The 16254-nt window shown below is 46.5% G+C and carries 12 protein-coding genes and 1 pseudogene; 5 read left to right on the forward strand and 8 right to left on the reverse strand.

Translation table 11 applies throughout. The features are described from left to right. Positions 1–55 precede the first annotated feature (55 nt). Positions 56–1306 (reverse strand): multidrug effflux MFS transporter, encoded by a 1251-nt coding sequence (locus tag MADE_RS19540; protein WP_012520184.1) that lies wholly within the window; start codon positions 1304–1306, stop codon positions 56–58. Between the two features lie 140 nt (positions 1307–1446). After that, a pseudogene (locus tag MADE_RS19545) lies at positions 1447–1701 on the reverse strand (alpha/beta hydrolase family protein); the annotation flags it as partial. Positions 1702–1882: 181 nt separating this feature from the next. Between MADE_RS19545 and MADE_RS19550 the strand changes: the two are divergent. After that, positions 1883–3721 carry an autotransporter assembly complex protein TamA gene (locus MADE_RS19550; protein ID WP_012520186.1) on the forward strand — a complete coding sequence of 613 codons (1839 nt, stop codon included), beginning with the start codon at positions 1883–1885 and terminating at the stop codon, positions 3719–3721. Further along, complete coding sequence (locus tag MADE_RS19555; RefSeq protein WP_012520187.1) at positions 3718–7626, forward strand: translocation/assembly module TamB domain-containing protein; 3909 nt, start codon at positions 3718–3720, stop codon at positions 7624–7626. Before MADE_RS19550 ends, MADE_RS19555 begins: the two co-directional genes overlap by 4 nt. 26 nt (positions 7627–7652) lie before the next feature. Here MADE_RS19555 and MADE_RS19560 read toward each other — a convergent pair whose 3' ends face one another. Beyond that, positions 7653–8273, reverse strand: a complete 621-nt coding sequence (locus tag MADE_RS19560) for a hypothetical protein (RefSeq protein WP_012518718.1) — start codon at positions 8271–8273, stop codon at positions 7653–7655. Next, positions 8266–8772 (reverse strand): RNA polymerase sigma factor, encoded by a 507-nt coding sequence (locus MADE_RS19565; protein ID WP_015068501.1) that lies wholly within the window; start codon positions 8770–8772, stop codon positions 8266–8268. The genes MADE_RS19560 and MADE_RS19565 overlap by 8 nt, the downstream gene beginning before the upstream one ends. Before the next feature lie 266 nt (positions 8773–9038). Between MADE_RS19565 and MADE_RS19570 the strand changes: the two genes are divergently transcribed. Next, positions 9039–9314, forward strand: coding sequence for a hypothetical protein (locus MADE_RS19570; RefSeq protein ID WP_012518716.1), 276 nt, complete (start codon positions 9039–9041; stop codon positions 9312–9314). Between the two features lie 46 nt (positions 9315–9360). Here MADE_RS19570 and MADE_RS19575 read toward each other — a convergent pair whose 3' ends face one another. The 4 genes from MADE_RS19575 to proB form a co-directional block, all read right to left on the reverse strand. Continuing rightward, positions 9361–10263 (reverse strand): DMT family transporter, encoded by a 903-nt coding sequence (locus MADE_RS19575; RefSeq protein WP_012520188.1) that lies wholly within the window; start codon positions 10261–10263, stop codon positions 9361–9363. Between the two features lie 7 nt (positions 10264–10270). After that, a complete protein-coding gene (locus MADE_RS19580; RefSeq protein ID WP_012520189.1) occupies positions 10271–11203 on the reverse strand; it encodes a D-2-hydroxyacid dehydrogenase in 933 nt (310 codons plus the stop codon). Between the two features lie 108 nt (positions 11204–11311). Beyond that, positions 11312–11749 (reverse strand): acyl-CoA thioesterase, encoded by a 438-nt coding sequence (locus tag MADE_RS19585; RefSeq protein ID WP_012520190.1) that lies wholly within the window; start codon positions 11747–11749, stop codon positions 11312–11314. Between the two features lie 133 nt (positions 11750–11882). Then, positions 11883–12980: a glutamate 5-kinase gene (gene proB, locus MADE_RS19590; protein ID WP_012520191.1), complete on the reverse strand. Its 1098-nt coding sequence runs from the start codon at positions 12978–12980 to the stop codon at positions 11883–11885. A gap of 194 nt (positions 12981–13174) precedes the next feature. Between proB and MADE_RS19595 the strand changes: the two genes are divergently transcribed. Beyond that, positions 13175–15640 (forward strand): M1 family aminopeptidase, encoded by a 2466-nt coding sequence (locus tag MADE_RS19595; protein WP_012520192.1) that lies wholly within the window; start codon positions 13175–13177, stop codon positions 15638–15640. Beyond that, positions 15630–16214, forward strand: coding sequence for a DUF6702 family protein (locus MADE_RS19600; RefSeq protein WP_012520193.1), 585 nt, complete (start codon positions 15630–15632; stop codon positions 16212–16214). Before MADE_RS19595 ends, MADE_RS19600 begins: the two co-directional genes overlap by 11 nt. Positions 16215–16254: the final 40 nt, after the last annotated feature.

The following is a 16254-nucleotide window of genomic DNA, read 5'->3' on the forward strand; positions in this document are numbered from 1 at the left end:
AGTCTCGCTCTTCTTACTACGCCCCGTACATAAGAAGCTATTAATACTTATACGGTTACGAAGTAACACCTTCCCGAACACGCTCAGCGAAGCGCACTGATGCGTAAGCTAATGCAAAAAAGATAAGAAAGCCCCAACCAATGGGCATCAAGTTTCCATTCAAAAAACTATCAACGATAAGGGCAACGGGCACCGAGAATAAGCTTGAGAAGCAGCCGATAATAGCTGCACCTAGCCCAGCCATATCGCCTAGCGGCTGCATGGCCATGGCGTTTAAGTTTCCAAATAAAATACCGACAAAAAAGAACCCTACAAACATCACAGCAATAGTAAGAACAAGAGGCGGAAGCCCGTCGTAGGCAAATAACAAGGCAAGGTAGACAACCGCAAACCCGTTCACCCCTTTAAGCGCAAATCGACAAAGCTTGCGCATGCCGAAACGCATTACCATTTTACCGTTGAAGTAAGAAGCAAGCCCGATAGAAAAGGCGAGGGTAGCGAAGATATATGGGAACCACTCTCCTACATTATAAAACACGGTAAATATGGTTTGTGACGCGCTTAAATACGCCAAAAACGCCCCGAAGATACAACCCATGGCAAAGGTATAACCCATAACTTCTGGATGGGTCAGAATAAACTTTGATGATTTAAAAAAGTGTGCACGCGAGAATTTTCTGCGCTTTGCACGAGGCAAGGTTTCGCCTTGACGAGAAAAGAACCAAATCCCCGCCATAGTAGCCACCAGCAGAAACAGCGTGAATATATGGAACCAAGATGTCAGTTCCATTACGGTTTGACCAATTATTGGGGCAAGCATGGGCACTAAAATAAACACCATCATGATAAATGACATGACTTTTGCCATAGCGTCACCCACGTACAAGTCGCGGATAATTGCCATAGAGGCTATGCGCGGGCCAGACACCCCAAAAGCTTGAATAACGCGCCCCACCAGCATGGTTTCTAAATTAGTGGCAAGCATACAAACAAACGTGCCTAAGGCAAAAATGCATAAGCCCACTAGTATTGTTAGACGGCGGCCACGGCTGTCTGAAAACGGACCGAAAAACATTTGCCCGAAAGCCATGCCTAAAAAGAACACGGTTACAATCAAATGGGTATGATGTGCCTCTTCTACATTAAGTGACTCACCAATTTGGATAAGTGCGGGCAGCATAGCATCTATGCTAAGGGCAACCAGCGAGGTCATGGTTGCCATTAACGCAACAAATTCAACAAGGCCAAGGGCGGGCTTTTGCACAACTGCAGTATCATCAGATACGCCATTAGATGTCTGGGGCATAAAGTCTCGAATATGAAATTAAGTGTGGGGAAGTAAAAAGGCGCGAAATAATCGCGCCTATATAAGTGTACCTGAAATTTGGTTAAAAAGCCGCCAGCACGAAGAAATCTTGTCTTAAATACTGGGGCGTTTAACGGGTACTATTCAGTGGTAAGACCGGCTTTCACCGCATCGTCCTTTGAAGCAGGTTTCAAATACTGATTCAAAAACATATCCATTTCTTTGAAGAATAGGTGCCGATTACGCTGAATAGATAAAAAATGATCGCCACTTTCAAGTTCAACATATTTAAAAACTTTATCGTAATCTTCCAATTCATCTGCCATGTAGCGACTATGTAGAGGCGGGACTATGCGATCTTCCTCTCCATGCACTAGCAAAATAGGGGTCTTGACGTACAAAAAACAATCCATGATATTTTACTCTGCCAAGTGTTAGCGCAAATATTTGATCTCTCATCGTAGTTTGGGGATACAAAACGCAATTGTGGTATCATTAACCGCGTTCACAATACGGACTTTACTATCAAGCGGTATGCTTCTTAGCCCAGCGTTATCTTAAGGATTTAGCCTTTTCATGCCTTCAATTTGGACCGGGCTTGCCAGTTTGCAAGACCCACTTTTCCGACAGTTTATGTTGAAAACATTCAAGACTCATTTGGTTTTGATGTGCGGCGTACTGCTTTCGCTGATCTGTACGTTAGCATCGACCGCGCAAGCGCAAGAGGGCATTTCCTATAATATTCAAGGCGTAAAAGACGATAAGCTACGCAACAATATTCGGCTTCACTTGAACAGCCTCGATGTTGAAAAAGCACTACTTACTGACCCATATTGGCAAGGGGAAGTGAGCGATACAGTGGCAACAGCACTGCAGCCGTATGGCTATTACAACAGCGAGACTAACGTTGTTATCGATGACGGCGACAAGGTTACGGTTAATGTTTCGTTAAACGCCCCCCTAACCATTAATAAAGTGACCCGTGAAATTATTGGGGCAGGGCGTGAAGATAAAGCGTTTAGAGAGCGTTTTAACGCACTTAAGCTTAAAGAAGGCGATGTACTCAACCAAACCATCTATGAATCGTTTAAGTCTTCGATGTTTAACTATGCCCTTTCCAACGGCTATTTTGACTTTTATTGGCAGGCTACCCGACTTGATCTAGTGCGTGGTGCGAAGCAGGCAAACGTACTGTTAATTGCGCAAAGCGGGCCTCAGTACCAGTTTGGTGAACTCAAAATCGTCGGCGAAGACAAAGCAAAAGCCATTATCAGTCGCCTTAAACCATTTGAAACCGGAGACGCTTATTCATCAGCGGTGTTGTCTGATTTCAATCGGCGATTGAATCAATCTGGGTATTTCAATCGTGTGATAGCCAGGCCGGTAGTGAGTGACGCTGAGGGTTTACGTGTACCTGTTGAGGTGTCACTACAGCACAGGCCTACCGACGCATTTAATGTGTCACTTGGCGCGGCCACCGATACCGGCCCGCGGGTCCGACTTGGCTGGGAGCGCCCTTGGGTAAATGACAAAGGGCATTCGGTATCATCGGATATCTTTATATCTGAGCCCGAACAGTCTGTTACCGCCGACTACCGCATTCCCATGAAAAACATCACTCGTGATTACGCCAGCATTGAGGCGGGTTACCAATTTATTGAATACGCCAACACGTCCTTTGAAAGTGAAACCCTATCGTTGTCTGCCCACCGCTACTGGCAAAAAAACGACTCGCCATGGCAGCACGATGGTTCGATAACTTACCTTAGGGAAACGTACGATCAAGGGGAGCTTAACACCAATACCACGTCACTGGTTTTACCGGGGTACTCGTTAACCTATCGCAATAAAGACAGCGAGCTTAACATCAGCAACGGCAGCTACATTCAAATGCTTGCACAATATGGCAAAGAAGGCTTTGGCTCTGACATCGACTTTGCTAAAGCGGTAGTAGAGGCTACGTTGATACGCACGTTTAACGATGTACATAGAATATCCTTACGCGGTGAAGCAGGCGCTATTAAAACCAACAGCTTCGATGAAGTACCCACCTCTTTGCGTTTCTACGCTGGGGGAGACCAAAGCGTTAGGGGTTTTGACTATCGAGAAATATCGCCCACCGCAGATGTTATCGACCCCGAAACCGGTGAACTTGTGACCGATTCAATAGGCGGGAAATATTTGCTTACCACAAGCGTGGAATATGCCTATCGCGTAGCCGATAATTGGCGCGTCGCGGCATTTGTTGATGCCGGTACCGCCACCAACGACACCAGTACAACACTAACCTATAGCGTTGGCCCGGGTGTCCATTGGCTTTCGCCAATCGGCCCCGTTCGTCTTTATGTTGCAAGGGGGTTTGCCCCCGATGAAAATACATGGCAGTTACATATCATGCTGGGGCCTGAGCTATGAGAAAACGCACTATTTCGGCCATTTTACTCTCACCTATTCTTTTGCTGGTAGCTGTATATGCGCTGCTAATTAGCCCATTAGGCGGACCAACCGTTAAGCTTGTAGCCAACACTTTTGTAGATAACTTGTCTATCGATGCGATAGACGGCGGCTTTGCCGACACGCTTGAAGTACACAACGTACAGTGGGAGAACCCGCAATGGAAAGTGTCAGCCCAATACGCCTATATCGATATAACATGGCGCTGCCTGTTTGAACCTAAAGTGTGCGTTAATGAACTCACGCTTGAAAATGCGACGTTAACCCAACTTGCCTTAGCTCCAGAAGCGCCAGACGAAACCGATGCTAACGATGAGTTTGCTTTGCCACTTCCCATCGAAGTCGAGTACTTAGCGTTAAGCAATATTAAGCTTGCGCTACTCACCACTATCGTCGAAATTGATGAACTAGAACTCGTCGACTTTAACGGTAATGAGGCACTTTCACTTGATAGTTTAGCGACGAAAGGGGTAAAGGTAGCGCTTGTTGAGCAAGGCACAGATTCACCATCGACATCACCGGCTAACGCCCCTAATACGCCACCCAAGAATCAGAAAAACGCAGAGCCAGAAAAGGTAAAAGACAGCCCTTTGCCTACGTCGTACTCATTGACCTACGATGTACCACAGTTACCTACAATTACATCACCGATTCCTTTTTCCCTCGGCACCTTATTAGTTGAAGACTTACAAGTTATACAGGGTGAAAGTATCGAACGAGTGGCGCTTATCTCGCTTTTGCAAACCCGTTTTAAAGGCAGCGAAATAGCGGTTGAAGAAATGACAGTGGTGCATGAAAAAGGGGAGCTTAGAGGGAGCGCAAGTGCCACACTTGAAGACAATTTCCCGCTCAATGCCAAAATTAAGGTTAACACTCAATTTGACGATGCGCCGCAAACACTCGTTATGGATGCATCCGGTGCTGCAGACGACCTCACGCTATCGGTTAGTGCCACAGGAGCGATTAGCGCTGATGCCAATTTAAAAATCAATATTCTCGACGAAAATTTACCTATTGAGTTCACCGCAAATTGGCAAGAGCAGGCTATACCAACCATGGAAAATGCCCTGTTAAAAGAGGGGCAATTATCCCTTTTTGGCACCATGGGTGATTACCAGCTTCAAGGTGATGGCGCGGCAACGCTGCCCGACCTTGGCAATATCCCCGTATCGTTAGATGTGGTACTTAAAAAGAATAATATTTATGTTAACCAGGCCAATATCAGCGCACTGGAAGGAAGCTTAGCGAATACGGGAACGCTGTATTTAAATGAGACTATCGCCTGGGAAGGCAAAACCACCTTAACTGATGTGTCAGCGCAACAATTCAGCACTTATGCCCCTCAACAGCTAAACGGCGAAATTGACAGTATTTTGCAATATTCCGAGCGCGGCGGCCTGCACATGAGCTTAAGAGACTTGAACATTTCAGGTGTACTGCAGGGTAAGCCGCTTCAAGTAAAAGGCAATGCAGTATATGCAGGCCCGAGCGACTTATTCGTTACCAACGTCAATATCATCCAAGAAAACGAGCAAGAAAAAAATACCATTCGTGCTATCGCTCAGGTTTTAAATAAGCGTCATTTAAATGCAGATATTGATATTAGCGTTAATGCCATCAATAGCCTTTACCCTGAAGTAACCGGGGCCGTGAATGGCAATATCAAAGCATCGGGGCCTTGGCAAAACCCTCGCGCAAACGGCGCGTTAGCGCTTTCTGATATCACCGTATCTCCTAACTTAAATGCTTCAGCCGCTCAGCAAGGGCCGTTAAACGGGAACGTTGCCATAGACGGCACCTATAAAGATCATCACGCTGAAATTGACCTTGCCGTACCTGATAACAACATAGCCCTTAGCCTCAAAGGGGCGTGGAGTAATAACCACTGGATTGGCGAAATTAGTGATACCACGTTAAAGCTTGCCAATATGCAGTGGACATTATCAAGCCCGTTCAGTCTAGATATCGGCACAGCCCCCGTCACGGCAAAGATAGGCAAGCACTGCTGGACCTCCCGCAGAGACGGCGAATTGTGCGTATCAAACGTTAACTATCAAGAAAGTAAGGCCAACTGGGACATTAGTGCCTCATCCTTACCAGTAGGTCTCTGGGCCAATGAGCTGGCACCCACCATGGTTTCAAGCCCCTCCAAAGCGACCCTTAGTATAAAAACAAAAGGGAGTTACTCACAGCAAGACCCTATAGACGCCACGTTTACGGCGTCAATGAGTAAAGCCCCTTGGCAGCTGGGTGAAACCAGACCGCTAACCCTTACCATTAACTCAATCGAGACAACCGGTAAGATTAAACAAGGGCAATTAGCGTCAACCTCACTGATTTCGAGTCAAGACATTGGTGATGCTACGCTAACCCTAAATACGCGACCATTCGACGAGCAAATCCCCCTTGATGGAAAGCTGGTCATGGAAGGGCTAAATGTAGCACCGTTTAAGCCACTTTCTCCTGCTATCAGGACGCTTACAGGCCTACTCAACGGCAACATTACACTTAGTGGCTATGTTGACGACCCATCGCTGAACGGTGAGCTTACTGTTTCAAACGGCGCTATCGATATACAAGATACCCCAGTCACCCTCGCTGACTGGAACCAAAAAGTGGTGCTTAACGACCAAACCGCCTCGCTAGACGGAACCTTTGTATTGGGCGGCGGAAAAGGTACGCTAAAAGGGGAACTGGATTGGTCGTCTACCCCTAGCGCCACCTTCAATTTAAAAGGCAACGGCTTTGAAATTAGACAGCCCGACATTCGTCTTAAAGTGTCGCCAAATATTGACATTGCCGCGACGCAAGAAAAGGTCGATGTGAACGGCGAGGTCAACATACCGTGGGCGCGAATTGAAATTGAGTCGCTTCCAGAAAGCGCAGTGTCGCCGTCTAAAGATGTCCACCTGCGGGGGGAACCGGATAGAGAAGAACCGCTAGATATCGTACATGCGTCGGTGCTTGTAAACATCGATAAAAACAAAACCGAACAAGTAAAACTTGAGGCCTTTGGTCTTACCGCCAGCTTATTCGGCGGCATACGAGTGAATACGCAACCAGCGTTAGTTGGCTATGGCGACCTGCAAATAATAAACGGTCGCTATAGCGCCTATGGTCAGCAGTTGATTATTCAAACCGGCGAAGTTCAGTTTAACGGCCCTATCGACCAACCGTTGCTACTGGTAGAGGCCATACGCGACCCAGCTAAAACTGACGACGATGTCATAGCCGGTATTCGTATAGACGGCGCGGCTGACGCCCCCAGTATAAATTTGTTTTCTGAGCCCGCAATGGACCAGCAGGGCGTATTGTCATACTTATTGACCGGCTCGGGCCCTAATTCGGGCACCCAAGATCCTAACTATGCTGCACTGCTATTGGGCTTTGGGCTTTCTAATACAGAAACTCTGACAGGGCAGGTAGGAAGTGCGTTGGGCATTGATGAATTCAGCTTAAGTACCAATGAAAATATGCTCTCGGTCACTGGGCAAATTAACGACCGTTTATCAGTGGAATACAACGTAGATGTAGGCTTAAGTAATAATGATGCTAACAGCACCCTTCGACGCAGGCAGTTACCGCCAGACTTGGCGCTTAAATACCAGCTGCTTCCAAGCCTTTACTTAGAGGCGATTCAAACCACATTAGAAGATCAGTCGGAGTTTGCTTTAGATCTCTACTATGAGTTCTTCTTAGGCGATAACAGAACCGATAGCTCCCGTAATGACGATGAAGACGAAAATGGCACTGATGAGGCTGATGAGGCTGATAAGGAGGATGAGCCTGTAGAGCAAAGCCAAAAAGGCAACGCTACCTCGGATGGCAACACCCCTAACGCAAGCCCAAAAGACTCATTGTTTTAAGCTGAAACAGCGCCTCGGCGCCGCCTTTAGTGCTGCTGCGCCATAGCTTCCAGCGTTTTGAGTTGTCGCTCAAAGCGTTTTTGTCTTTTGTGTGCCCATACATACCAAATTAGCATACCAATACTCATTGATGATATTACGATGATTAGTTTGATCACCTTTTCTGGCGCAAGGTCTCCCAAAAAGTAGCGTTCCAATATGAAAGCGAACCCAAAAACTACAGCTACCCATGTTGAATGCTTGGTCATGAACGCTATCTTTACATTGTTCTTAACTTGCTTTGTTAGCTGCATTAAATGATCAGCAGTTTGGCTATCTTTGTAAAACGCTGCCACTCTTCTTAACCATAATTGATAAACAAGCAATGGAAGCGATGTAGCCAGCATAAAGACAAACATCAGTTGTGCTACCAGCGACATATTGCCCCAATATTTCGCAAGGATATAAATAGCCGGAAAAACCATCAATGAATCCATCACCATATAACAACGCTGTTTTTTTCTTTCGCTGCTAAGGTTGGCTTTTACTTTCTCTAGGTTAATAGCGGTAACTGGCTGAGCTTGCCAAAGGGCTGAAAGACTATCGTCTTGCTTTTCGTCGGTTCTATCTGACGGTGTCTTTTGGTTCTCTTTATCTGAGTTATGCATGAGGTTGCTCCTGCATGATACTTTGTTTGGCGCGCTTTAAAATAACGCCAACATGGTTTTTGGTAAGGCCGCACACGTCTGCAATTTCATCGTAACTTAAGCCCTCAAGGGAAAGCGTAAGCACTTGCCGTGGCTGCAAAGGTAACGCCCGTACAGCACGGAGTAAGCGCTCTAATGACTGGTGCTGGCTCGATACTTCCTCGGGAGAGCGAACCTGGCTTACAAACCCATCCGAGCCCTTATCGTCTTGATCGTATTGATGGGTATCGAGGCGCTTCACCTGATTTGCCACGTGGGTTACCGCCCGGTTGTGCGCTATCTTTAATATGTAGGTTTTTACGCTGCTGTCGCCCTTAAAGCGAGACAAGCCTTGCCATACGGCAATCGCAATTTCTTGCAAGAGCTCTTGCTGCATTGCCTCGTTTGCCTCATAGCTATTGGCTACGCGACTTAGCAGTGCGCCGTGCTTTGCAAAAATATCGTCAAAACCCTGCCCCAACGTCATATCCCTAATCAAAAAAACTGTTGTTATTTTATTATGTTACTTCTATCAGTCTGCGTTCTCTGGCTTTTATTACAAACTTTTTTCTTAAACGCTGTAATTTTTTTGCGCACCTCATGACTACGGGTAATAGAGCGTGCTTTAACGTGAAGCTATAGAAAGTGGTGAAATAGCAAGAAACACAACGCATGCTCTTTACGTTAAACCGTTTGGCACTAGCGGGCCTTTACAAAGGGCCTTAAAAATTCGATGGGAAAAACACTATGTCTACATTAAGTTTAGTTTTGATAATTGGCAGCATCACGTCACTTGTACTCTTGGCCAGCTACCTAGATGCAAAATTTCAGTGGCGATTAAACGATTGGATGAATGGAGAGTGTAGTAACCCGTTCGTAAAAAGCGTGACCGACAAACAGCAACAGCGTTTAGAAGAGAAAGACGCACAAATTGAAGCCCTCATGGCACGGATTGAAACCCTTGAAACCATAGTGACCGAGCCCGCGTACGAGCTAAATAGAAAAATAAATGCGTTAAAGTAAGCCGAGTTAAATGCCGCTTTACGGCTTTATCATTGCGGACGTCGCGCTAACTGGTCACAGGAGGGCGACGCATAAAGCGCGGTACTTTTCCCATAGCAATCGCATTGCCTATAAGCACGATAATCACGCCGGTAACAGACAACACGCTCCACGTATAACCTTCAAAGAACGTTGAAATAACCAGCGCAACCATAGGGTATACCAATACCACATAGGCCGCCTTGTCCGCGCCCATTTGCTTTAAAAGCTTCATATACGCACCGAAGGCGAACACAGAGCCAAATACAGCTAAGTAAAAAAGCGATAAATAAAACTCTACGCTGCTGGGAATAATCAGCTCCCCTGGCATGGCCAAAGACGTCACAAATAGCAACACCATGGCGTAACTCATGGCATAGAAGTTCATTTGAATAACGGGTGTACCGGATGTCAGTATGCGTTCCGAAATAACATTGCCCGTCGAGGCACAAAATAAACTGACAAAGGCAATAGCGAGACCGGTAGCAAGAGCAGCATCCATCGACACCTTGGAAAACTCAGGCACAAATAAACACACAATGCCGAGCAAGCCAAAAGTAGCACCAATCACTACCTCCTTTCTAATCGGCTCTTTTAACCACCAGCGACGAAGCACAACGTTAATATATATTATGCAAGAACTCATCAGCGCTAAAAGAGCGCTAATAATGTGCGCCTGCGCCATGTACAGTAACGTGTAGTTGAGGCTGTAGAGAAATAGTCCGACGGCGGCCATTTTTATGTGAACATGCAGCGGTAGCTTCAAAGGTAAGCGTTTTATTACGCAATAGGCGCCCAAACACGCCGACGCCAATAAGTACCTCAGGGCAATAGCAAAGGTTTCAGAGGTGTGGCCGATTTGGTAAGTAATAGCAATCCAGGTAGAACCCCAAATTAAGCAACACAATGCAAACAGCGTAGCGTTATTCATATCGCCATTACTGCCCTAAAAATGTCGCTAAATGTGCAAGGGCTTTATCAAGCAGTTTTTGTCTTGCTCCGTTGCCAATCCACGCGTTGTGAGGGGTTACCAGCAAGTTTGGTAACGATTCGTTAAGCAACACATGGTCAGCTGGCGGTGGCTCCACACTTAATACATCAAGCCCAGCGCCACCTAATTTGTTGTGTTTAAGCGCATGGTATAGCGCCTGTTCATCAATAAGCCCACCCCGGGCGGTATTGATAAGAAAAGCCGTTGGCTGCATTAGCGATAAGGTATCGGCGTTAATGAGTTTGTCGGTATCTTCTGTAAGTGGACAGTGAAGACTTACTACGTCTGCGTGAGGCAAAAGAGAGGCGAGGCTAGGGCGGGGATCATCTTTTTTGCCGGGACGAGCAGCAATGCTCACCTGCATTCCTATAGCCTTAAATAAGGTTTCAACACGCTTGCCCAGCTCGCCATGCCCAACAATCACCGCATGCTTACCCGCAAGCTCCACCACGGGGTGGTTTAGCAAACAAAAGTGTGAGGATGCAGACCACGCCTGATTGCGCACATCGTGCTGATACGCCACAAAGTTTGTGGCCAAATTAAGCGCCAAGGTCAACGTGTGCTGGGCAACACTGTCAGTGCCATAGCCTTCAACGTTTTGCACAATAATACCGGCTTGTTGGCAGTAGTCATGGTCAATGTTATTCATACCTGTGGCGGTGACGCCAATATAGCGCAGCTTCCTAGCCCGCTGTAATTCATCTGCGCTTAATACCACTTTGTTGACAAGCACTGCGTCGGCATTGTGTATGCGCTCAGCTACGTCTTTATGTTGGGTTTGTTGGTATAAAGTGACGTCTGCGTTAAGGCTATCTAAGGCTGACGTATCAAGACTAGGTAAGTCCATGGTTTCAGCGTCTAGAAATACCACTTTTTTCATCGTGTTTGCCTCGTCTCTTTTATTGTTTCTTTCGCTATGCCGATCACTTGTTAGTGCTGTGCTGCTATAAGCCTTTTTATTGAAATTTTTTTTGAAATAAAAAAGGAATCACATTGCCTCGCAAATTGATTCTAGGGCCGCTTTAACGTCTACCGGAATAGGGATGGCTTTGTCGGTTTTTCTATCAACAAATACATGCACAAATTGGCCGTGTGCTACGCGGCGCTCATTTTCGCCAGCATAAACCGATAAGCCATAGGTCACAGAACTTCTGCCAATTTTAACTACGCGCAGCGCAACAAAAATATCTTCAGGATAGGCGGCGGGCGCAACGTACTGGCACTGACTGCTTACCACATACGCCACCGTTTGCCCGTGGTGAATGTCTAACCCGCCTTCTTCAATTAAAAAGCGGTTAACGGCGGTATCAAAAAAGCCATAATAAACCACATTATTAATGTGCCCATATGCGTCGTTGTCTTGCCACCGCGTAGCAATAGTCACCTTATAAGGATAATCGGCAAGTGTTGGCGTGATATCAGTCATGGTTGTCCCTTTGCTTGAATCTTTGTGATGTTTAACGGTAGGGCACGTTACATCCGTGCCTCAGGCTTATGCCGCTGAAGTTAAGCAAAACGTATCCCACCGGCTAGACTAGGGCAAGAATACAGCCTTGATGTTAATACAGCACCATGTCGTCGCGATGAACAGCGACATCGGTTGTCTCATAACCTAACACACTGGCAATGTCTTTCGACTTTTTCCCTTTTATGAGGCCCAAGTCTTTTGCGTTATACAAACAAAGTCCCTTAGCGACAACGGCACCTTGGCAGATGACTTCAACCGCATCACCTTGCTCAAATTGTCCGACGACATCGATTATTCCTGAAGGTAACAAAGATGCACCTTTTTGCATCAATGCTTCTTTAGCGCCGCTATCTACTTCTATTCTGCCAGCGGTTTTAAGGGTGTGAGTAAGCCACAGCCTGCGTGCATTGGCCGGTGTGCTGCTTGCTTCAAACAGCGTACCCGGCACTTCGCCTTCAAGCAGTGCATCAAAGGTTTCGCCTTTTCTACCGTTAACGATAAGCGTTTGAATACCGCTACTGGTACATTTGTCTGCGGCTTCTATTTTCGTGCGCATACCACCCGTGCCGACCGCAGTACCAGCACCACCAGCCAGTCCATAAATGGTGCTATCAATTTTCCCAACATGAGGAATAAGCGTTGCGGTGTTGTCTTTTCGAGGGTCAGCGGTAAACAAACCATCAATATCAGAGCAAATAATTAAGGTGTCGGCTTGGGCTACCAATGCGGTGTAGGCGCCTAAATTGTCGTTATCTCCAACCTTTAGCTCGTTAGCGGCCACCGTATCGTTTTCATTCACGATAGGCAGGGCGTTATGCTTTAAAATTTCTCGCAAGGTGTTTTTGATGTTGACGTAACGGGTTCTATCCCGCAAGTCATCCGCTGTAAGTAACACTTGCGCACAAGGAAAGTCGAAAAAGCGCTGCCAGTTAGCCATCATAAGGTTTTGACCGATTGCTGCCATCGCTTGCTTCTCGGCAATAGAAGCATTGTGCCTTACCTTCACTTTGCTGCGCCCAGCGGCCACACTACCAGAAGAGACCAGAATAACTTCTTTGCCCGCCTCTCGGCTTGCGGTAATAAAACGCGCTAAAGAAAGTAAGTAGCGACCACTGCATTCATTTCCCTCTGGCGCAATGAGGGCACTGCCAACTTTAATAACGGCACGTTGCCAAGTAAAACGGTTCATAATGGGAAGAAAAGAAGAAAACAAGGGCTTAAGAATACGACAGTTAAAGCTTGAAACAAAACGTTCTGTTACAGTTTTTTTGCGTTAAAACATGGTTAGTTTACGGCCAAAAAATTGGATTGTGTCGGGCATGCTTATATACTAGAAGCAGTTATCTTATAACAATACTAACTTACAAGTTGCAAGGAAACTGCATGAGCACCGCAAAACGACACTTTTTCTGGCTAGCGCCAGTGTTGTCTATGCTGATTTCTCTTCCAAGTACCGCCGCTATAAAACAAACTAAAGGCGATTTCGAAGATAAATTCCGTCAGCTAGACGAAGTTCTCCCTACTCCAAACGTATACCGTAACGCTGCTGGCGAGCCGGGTCATCAATACTGGCAGCAACAAGTAGATTACGATATTGACGTAAAACTACTTGAAGACGAGCGCCGCATTGAAGCAAGTGAAACCATTACGTATCACAACAACTCGCCAGATACGCTTAAGTATTTATGGATTCAGCTTGATCAAAACAAATTCCGCGATGACTCTATGTCAGCCCTTACCACAACCTTTGGTGGCATAGGTAACCGTGGGCCAGGCACACAGGCAGCGAGCGGCGATAAGCCCGCCAAGCTGAGCATGGGTGCGCTACGTCGCCAGCAGTTTGTTGACGATAACGAATTGGGTTACACCATCTCTCGTGTAGAAGACAAATCGGGTAATGATTTACGTCATACCATTGTTGGTACACTAATGCGTGTTGACCTTGCAAAGCCACTTAAACCTGGCAGCGAAGTCACTTTTGATATCGATTTTGCGTTCAACATTGTAGAAGAGGATGCAGTTTCAGCCCGTGCAGGTTACGAGCACTTCCCAGATGACGAGCGCGAGGGTGGCAACGACATCTTCTTGCTAGCCCAGTGGTTCCCACGCCTAGCTGCATACACTGACTACGAAGCTTGGACCAATAAAGAGTTCATTGGTCGCGGTGAATTCACGCTAGAATTTGGTAACTATGAAGTAGATATCACAGTTCCAGCGGATCATATTGTGTCTTCTACAGGTGTGCTTCAAAACCCGAAAGACGTGCTGACTAAAACGCAGCGCGATCGTTTGAAAAAAGCAGAAAAAGCTGACCGCATCGTATTTATCGTTTCTCCTGAAGAAGCGATTGAAAATGAAAAAGAAGGCACATCTAAGCTTAAAACTTGGACCTTCAAAGCCGATAACGTACGTGACTTCGCCTGGGCATCTTCGCGTAAGTTCGCGTGGGATGCACGCGGTTATCAACAAGGTGGCGACACGCAACCATTAGTTATGGCGATGTCTTTCTACCCGAAAGAAGGTGGCGAGCTATGGCAGAAGTATTCAACAGAATCCATCATCCACACTATGGATGTTTACAGCCGCTTTAGCTTTGATTACCCATACCCTGTTGCTCAGTCGGTAAATGGCCCGGTGGGCGGCATGGAATACCCCATGATCACCTTCAATGGCCCGCGTACAGAGCTACGCGATGACGGTTCACGCACTTATTCGCTTGCTGAAAAGCGCTTCCTTATTGGCGTGGTTATTCACGAAGTGGGTCACATTTATTTCCCTATGACAGTGAACTCTGATGAGCGTCAGTGGACGTGGATGGATGAAGGGCTAAACAGCTTCCTAGATGGCGTTGCCGGTCGTGAATGGGATCCTACGATTCCATGGGGTGTTGAGCCTCGCGATATTACAGGCTACATGAAGTCTCAAACCCAAGTGCCAATTATGACACAGTCTGATTCAGTACTTCGTTTAGGCCCTAATGCTTATACTAAGCCAGCGGTAGCACTTAACATTCTTCGTGAAACCATTCTTGGCCGTGAGCTTTTTGACTTTGCGTTTAAAGAATATGCGCAGCGTTGGATGTTCAAGCGTCCTACACCATCTGATTTCTTCCGCACCATGGAAGAAGCGTCAGGTGTAGATCTTGATTGGTTCTGGCGCGGGTGGTTCTATACTACCGACCACGTAGATATCAGCCTAGACAGCGTTTACAAGCTGCGTTTAGACACTGAAGATCCAGATATTGATTTTGCTCGCGAGCGCGAAGCAGAAATGGAAAAACCTAAGTCACTTACCGATATTCGCAACAAGGAAGAAGGTAGAAAGCTGTGGGTAGACCGCTTTGAAGATATCAGCGATTTTTACGACGAAAACGACCGCTACACGGTAACGAATAAAGAGCGCAATAAGTACAAGAAGTTTCTTGATAAGCTTGAGCCTTGGGAACGTAAAGCGTTTGAACGTGCAGTAAAAGAAGACAAAAACTACTACGTGCTAGATTTTAGCAACAAAGGGGGTTTGGTCATGCCGATTATCCTTGAGCTAAGTTTTGAAGACGGCACAAAAGAAGAAATGCGCATTCCTGCAGAAATCTGGCGTCGCACCCCGAAAGCGGTTAGCAAACTTATCGTTACCGATAAAAATAAAGAGCTGGTTAGCGTAACGGTTGACCCACACTGGGAAACTGCAGATGTAAATGTGGAAAACAATCACTACCCACGCCGCATCATTCCGTCGCGTATTGAAGCGTATAAGAATAAACCGCGTAATACCTATGAGTATCGCGACCTTATGCACGATTCAAAAACCGAACTGAAGACCGATGACGACGAGGATAAAGATGACGAGTAAGTTGTCTTTGACCCGCCTGCAGCAGAGCCCTCGTGCTCTGCTTGCAAGCGTGTGTATGTTCATGCTTACCGCGACGGTATTAGTAGGTGCAGCCTCGTACAGTACTGCCTTGCAGGCTCACCAAATTAAAGCGGCTATCACTACAGTGTTATTCAACCCACGAACTGAAAATATTGAAGTGATGCACCGGTTTAATCTTCACGACGCTGAGCATGCGGTGAAAGCCTTGTTTGATAAACACGCTGACATTATGGATGACGTGGAAACTCAGCAACACTTTGCTGATTATGTGGCACGTCACTTCGCTATTTTGAACGCCGCAGGCGAGCCTTTAACGCTAGCAGACGTAGGGTTTGAAGTGGAAGGTAAGCACTTTTGGGTTTATCAAGAAACGGCTGAGCCCCCCGTGCTCGAAGGCGTAAAAATTCGCCACGATGCATTGCGTGACTTATGGCCAAAACAAGTAAACACGCTAAATGTAGAAGGAAAGGGCGATATTAGAACTCTTACCTTTGCAGATAGTGTAAACCTGTTAGAAGTAAGCTTTAACAGCCAAAATAGCGATCATCACTAATATCTAGCGGCATTACGCTATGTAAAAGCCCGTAATACAG

It is taken from the genome of Alteromonas mediterranea DE, assembly GCF_000020585.3.
In the GTDB taxonomy this organism is placed as follows: Bacteria; Pseudomonadota; Gammaproteobacteria; order Enterobacterales; family Alteromonadaceae; genus Alteromonas; species Alteromonas mediterranea.